The sequence below is a fragment of the Kocuria sp. CCUG 69068 genome (assembly GCF_020833785.1).
Taxonomy (GTDB): domain Bacteria; phylum Actinomycetota; class Actinomycetes; order Actinomycetales; family Micrococcaceae; genus Kocuria; species Kocuria rosea.
In genome coordinates this window covers 1-4,890 of sequence record NZ_PDDL01000168.1, presented here as the reverse complement: position 1 = coordinate 4,890, position 4,890 = coordinate 1, and the positions used below count along the sequence as shown (strand labels likewise).

The following is a 4,890-nucleotide window of genomic DNA, read 5'->3' as shown; positions in this document are numbered from 1 at the left end:
GACGTCTTCGTGCGCTCCGCCACCCGCGCCGGGCGCGCCGTCGAGGCGGGGCGCCGGCTCGGGATCCCCGTGCACCTGCGGGCGTGGGACGAGGCGCCGGGCCTCCTGGCCGCGTACGACGTGGTCGTCTCCACCCTCCCGCCGCACGGCGCGGACGAGCTGGCGGCGCAGCTGGAGGCCGCCGCCCCGACCACCACGGGCGTCCTCCTGGACGCCGCCTACGACCCGTGGCCGTCGGCGGTGGCCGCGGCCTGGTCCCGGGCCGGGGGAGCGGTGGCCCCGGGACTCGATATGCTGATCTTCCAGGCGGTGGACCAGATCCGCCTGTTCACCGGCCGCGATCCGGGCACACCCCTGCCCCGCGAGCAGGACGTGGTCGCCGCGATGTGCGCGGCCGTGGGGCGGCCCATCCTCGCCGCCCCGTCCCTGCCCCGCACCTGAGACCTGTCGGCGGCCGCGCCCCGCGGGGCCCTGTCGCCGAGACCCCGAACGGAAAGAGTTGTTATGTTGCGTTGGCTCACGGCCGGCGAGTCGCACGGCGAGGCGCTCGTCGGGATCATCGAGGGCGTCCCGGCTGGGGTGAGCCTGACCAGCCAGGACGTCCGCGACGCCCTGGCCCGCCGCCGGCTCGGCTACGGGCGCGGCGCACGGATGAAGTTCGAGCAGGACCAGGTGCGCCTGCTCGGCGGCGTGCGCCACGGCGTGACCCAGGGCGGGCCGGTGGCGATCGAGATCGCCAACACCGAGTGGCCCAAGTGGCGCGAGGTGATGTCCGCGGACCCCGTGGACCCGGAGGTGCTCGCGGGCCGCGCCCGCAACGCCCCCCTCACCCGCCCCCGCCCCGGCCACGCGGACCTCACCGGCATGCAGAAGTACGGCTTCGACGAGGCGCGGCCCGTGCTCGAGCGCGCCAGCGCCCGGGAGACGGCCACGCGCGTGGCCCTCGGCGCCGTCGCCGCGAAGATCCTCGAGGCCGTGGGCGTGCAGCTCGTCTCCCACACCACGGCCGTGGGCGCCGTCAGCGCCCCGGTGGACGCCCCGCGCCCGCTGCCCTCCGACGTCCCCGGCCTCGACGCCGACCCCCTGCGCTGCTTCGACCCCGCCACGGCGGAGGCCATGGTGACGGCGGTGGACGCCGCCCACAAGGACGGGGAGACCCTCGGCGGCGTCGTCGAGGTCCTCGCCTACGGGCTGCCCCCGGGGCTCGGCTCGTACGTGCACTGGGACCGGCGGCTCGACTCGCGCCTGGCCGGGGCCCTGATGGGCATCCAGGCCATCAAGGGCGTCGAGGTCGGGGACGGCTTCCTGACCGCCGCCCGGCCCGGCTCCGAGGCCCACGACGAGATCTCCCGCGGCGCCGACGGCGCGGTCCGCCGCGTGAGCAACCGCGCCGGCGGGATCGAGGGCGGCATGTCCATCGGTGACGTCCTGCGCGTGCGCGCGGCCATGAAGCCCATCGCCACCGTGCCGAAGGCGCTGCGCACCGTCGACGTCGCCACCGGCGAGGCCGCCCGCGCCCACCACCAGCGCTCGGACGTCTGCGCCGTGCCCGCCGCCGGGGTGGTCGCCGAGGCGATGGTCGCCCTCGTGCTCGCCGACGCCGTGACGGAGAAGTTCGGCGGGGACTCGATCACCGAGACCGCCCGCAACAAGGACGCCTACCTCGCCGCGATCCCGGAGTCCCTGCACTCCGCCGGCGAGCTCGGGGCCTTCGGGGACGACGCCGCCGCGGCGCGCGACGACCACATGGGCGACCCCCTCGTGGCCCCCGCAGAGACCGCGGCCCCCGTCGAGACCGGAGAGGCCCAGGCGTGAACGCGCAGTTCCCCGCCCCGGCCGACGCCGCCGAGACCCCGCAGCGGCCCGTGGTGCTGATCGGGCCCATGGCCGCCGGCAAGTCCTTCCTGGCCCTGCACATGTCCAAGTTCTACGGCTACGACTTCGTGGACGCCGACCAGGTCATCGTCTCCCGGTACGGCGTGATCTCGAAGATCTTCGCGGAGCACGGCGAGAAGTACTTCCGCGACCTCGAGGCGGACACCGTGGCCGAGATCCTGCGGGACCCGGACCACGCCAACGCCATCTTCTCCGTGGGCGGCGGCGCCCCCATGACCCCGTCCACCCGCGAGCTGCTGCGCCACGAGCTCGTCGCCTACCTCGAGGTGGACACCGAGACCGTGCTGCCCCGGATCAGCGGCAACCGGACCCGCCCCATGCTCCAGCCGGACCCGGAGCGGCGCTGGCAGGAGCTCTACGAGTCCCGGCGCGCCTGCTACGAGGAGCTCGCCGACATCACCCTCGACGGCCGCGGCAACCGGCCCGTCGCCGAGATCGGCGCCGACCTCGAGGCGGAGCTCACCCGCCTGCGCTCCGCGCGGAGCGCCGGCGGCACCACCGACAGCACCCAGGAGGCCCAGGCATGAGCGAGTCCGCTCCCCGCACCGTCACGACCATCCCCGTCACCGGGGAGCGCCCGGCCGAGAACTACGACGTCCTCGTCGGCCACGGGCTGCTCGGCGAGGTCCCCCGCGTGCTCGGCGACCGGGTCCAGCGCGTGCTCGTCATCCACCCGCGGGCGCTGCGCAGCACCGGCGACGTGGTCATGGAGGAGCTGCGCGGACAGGGCTACCAGGCGTTCACCGCCGAGATCCCCGACGCCGAGGAGGGCAAGCACGTCCAGGTGGCGTCCTTCTGCTGGCAGGTCCTCGGGCAGAACGACTTCACCCGCTCGGACGCGATCGTGTCCGTGGGCGGGGGAGCGGTCTCCGACCTCGCGGGGTTCGTGGCCGCCACGTGGCTGCGCGGCGTGCGCGTGGTGCACGTGCCCACCACCCTGCTCGGCATGGTCGACGCCGCCGTGGGCGGCAAGACCGGGATCAACACGGCCGAGGGCAAGAACCTCGTGGGCGCCTTCCACCCGCCCGCGGCCGTGCTGTGCGACCTCGACACGCTGCGGACGCTGCCCGAGAACGAGCTGCTCACCGGCATGGCGGAGGTCGTCAAGTGCGGCTTCATCGCCGACGAGCGGATCCTCGAGCTGATCGAGGACCACCCGGAGGCGGTGCGCGACTCGCAGTCCGAGGTGGTCCGGGAGCTCGTGGAGCGCAGCATCCGGGTCAAGGCCGAGATCGTCTCCGGCGACCTGCGCGAGGCCGGCCGCCGGGAGATGCTCAACTACGGGCACACCCTCGGCCACGCGATCGAGCACAACGAGCGCTACCAGTGGCGCCACGGCGCCGCGGTCTCGGTGGGGCTGGTCTTCGCCGCCGAGCTCGCCCGCACCGCCGGGAACCTGGCCGACGACGTCGTCGAGCGCCACCGCAGCATCCTCGCCTCCCTCGGCCTGCCGACCGCGTACCGGTGGGACCAGTGGCCGCGGCTGCTCGAGGTCATGAAGCGGGACAAGAAGACGCGCGGGAACCTGCTGCGCTTCGTCGTCCTCGACGCCGTCGGCCGGCCCCGCGTGCTCGAGGTCCCCGACCCCGCGATCCTCTTCGCGAGCTACCAGGAGATCGCCGAGGGCGCGCCCAGCTAGACTGGTCCGCGGTCCGGGACGACACCCCCTGTCCGCGCCGACCTGCCGACTTCGCAGACAACCAGAGAGAGAACCTGTGGCTACGACCAACGACATCAAGAACGGCACCGTCCTGAAGCTGGAGGGCAACCTCTGGAACGTGATCGAGTTCCAGCACGTGAAGCCGGGCAAGGGCGGGGCGTTCGTGCGCACCAAGATGCGCAACATCACCTCCGGGAAGGTCGTCGACAAGACCTTCAACGCCGGTGCGAAGATCGAGACCGCCACGGTGGACCGCAGCGAGTACCAGTACCTGTACCAGGACGGCGCCGACTACGTCTTCATGGACAACAAGACCTACGACCAGATCACCGTCCCCGGTGAGGTGGTGGGCGACGCCGCCAACTTCATGCTCGAGAACCTCAACGTGACCATCGCGCTGCACGAGGGGGCCCCGCTCTACATCGAGCTGCCCGCGTCCGTGGTCCTCGAGATCACCTACACCGAGCCGGGCCTGCAGGGCGACCGCTCCACCGGCGGCACCAAGCCCGCCACCGTGGAGACCGGCTACCAGATCCAGGTGCCGCTGTTCCTCGAGCAGGGCACCAAGGTCAAGGTCGACACCCGCACGGGTGACTACCTGGGCCGCGTCAACGAGTGAGCGCCCGGGGCAAGGCGCGCCGGCGCGCCGTGGAGATCCTCTTCGAGGCCGAGCAGCGTTCCGAGGACGCCCGCGAGGTCATGGAGCGGCGCCGGATGCACAGCGACTCGCAGGTCTCCCCGTACGCCGAGGAGCTCGTCCTCGGCGTCACGATGCGCCGCGGTGAGCTCGACGAGTACCTCGAGACGTACTCCCAGGGCTGGACCCTCGAGCGGATGCCCGCGGTGGACCGCAACGTGCTGCGCGTGGGGGCCTGGGAGCTGCTGTTCAACGACGACGTCCCGGACGGGGTCGCCGTGGCCGAGGCCGTGAGCCTCGCCAAGGAGCTCGCGGGCGACGACTCCCCGCGCTTCGTCAACGGCCTGCTGGGCCGGCTGCAGCAGATGAAGCCGACCCTGCTCGGCTGACGGGGCCGCCGGACCCCGCCCGGGGCGCTACCATTTCCGGGACCACGACCGTGCGTCCCGGGAAGGTCCGCATGACAGCTCCCGCGCTGCGCCTGCAGGGCGTCTCGAAGCACTACGGGACCGTGCGCGCGGTCGACCGCGTCACCCTCGAGGTCCGCCCGGGGAAGGTCTACGCGCTGCTGGGCCTCAACGGCGCCGGCAAGACCACCGTCATGCGGACGGTCCTCGGCATGGTCCGGCCCTCGGCCGCGGGCGCGGCGACGCGCACCGCGGGGGGCCCGCGGCCGTGCTCGGCGACGCCGGCGCCG

At 73.5% G+C, this 4,890-nt stretch carries 6 protein-coding genes and 1 pseudogene; all 7 read left to right on the top strand.

Features of this window, described 5'->3' with window-relative positions:
• Window positions 1–441 (top strand): annotated as a pseudogene (locus CRM73_RS18210) (shikimate dehydrogenase); the annotation flags it as partial.
• Between the two features lie 63 nt (window positions 442–504).
• Window positions 505–1,815, top strand: a complete 1,311-nt coding sequence (gene aroC / locus CRM73_RS18205) for a chorismate synthase (protein ID WP_229588686.1) — start codon at window positions 505–507, stop codon at window positions 1,813–1,815.
• Window positions 1,812–2,423: a shikimate kinase gene (locus CRM73_RS18200; RefSeq protein ID WP_017832293.1), complete on the top strand. Its 612-nt coding sequence runs from the start codon at window positions 1,812–1,814 to the stop codon at window positions 2,421–2,423. The genes aroC and CRM73_RS18200 overlap by 4 nt, the downstream gene beginning before the upstream one ends.
• On the top strand, window positions 2,420–3,535 hold the full coding sequence (gene aroB / locus CRM73_RS18195) for a 3-dehydroquinate synthase (protein WP_109222648.1): 1,116 nt from the start codon (window positions 2,420–2,422) through the stop codon (window positions 3,533–3,535). The genes CRM73_RS18200 and aroB overlap by 4 nt, the downstream gene beginning before the upstream one ends.
• Before the next feature lie 76 nt (window positions 3,536–3,611).
• Complete coding sequence (efp, locus tag CRM73_RS18190; RefSeq protein ID WP_017832295.1) at window positions 3,612–4,175, top strand: elongation factor P; 564 nt, start codon at window positions 3,612–3,614, stop codon at window positions 4,173–4,175.
• Window positions 4,172–4,582: a transcription antitermination factor NusB gene (gene nusB, locus CRM73_RS18185; protein WP_031282389.1), complete on the top strand. Its 411-nt coding sequence runs from the start codon at window positions 4,172–4,174 to the stop codon at window positions 4,580–4,582. Before efp ends, nusB begins: the two co-directional genes overlap by 4 nt.
• A 71-nt stretch (window positions 4,583–4,653) precedes the next feature.
• On the top strand, window positions 4,654–4,890 hold a 237-nt coding region (locus tag CRM73_RS18180; protein WP_229588685.1), incomplete at its 3' end, for an ATP-binding cassette domain-containing protein.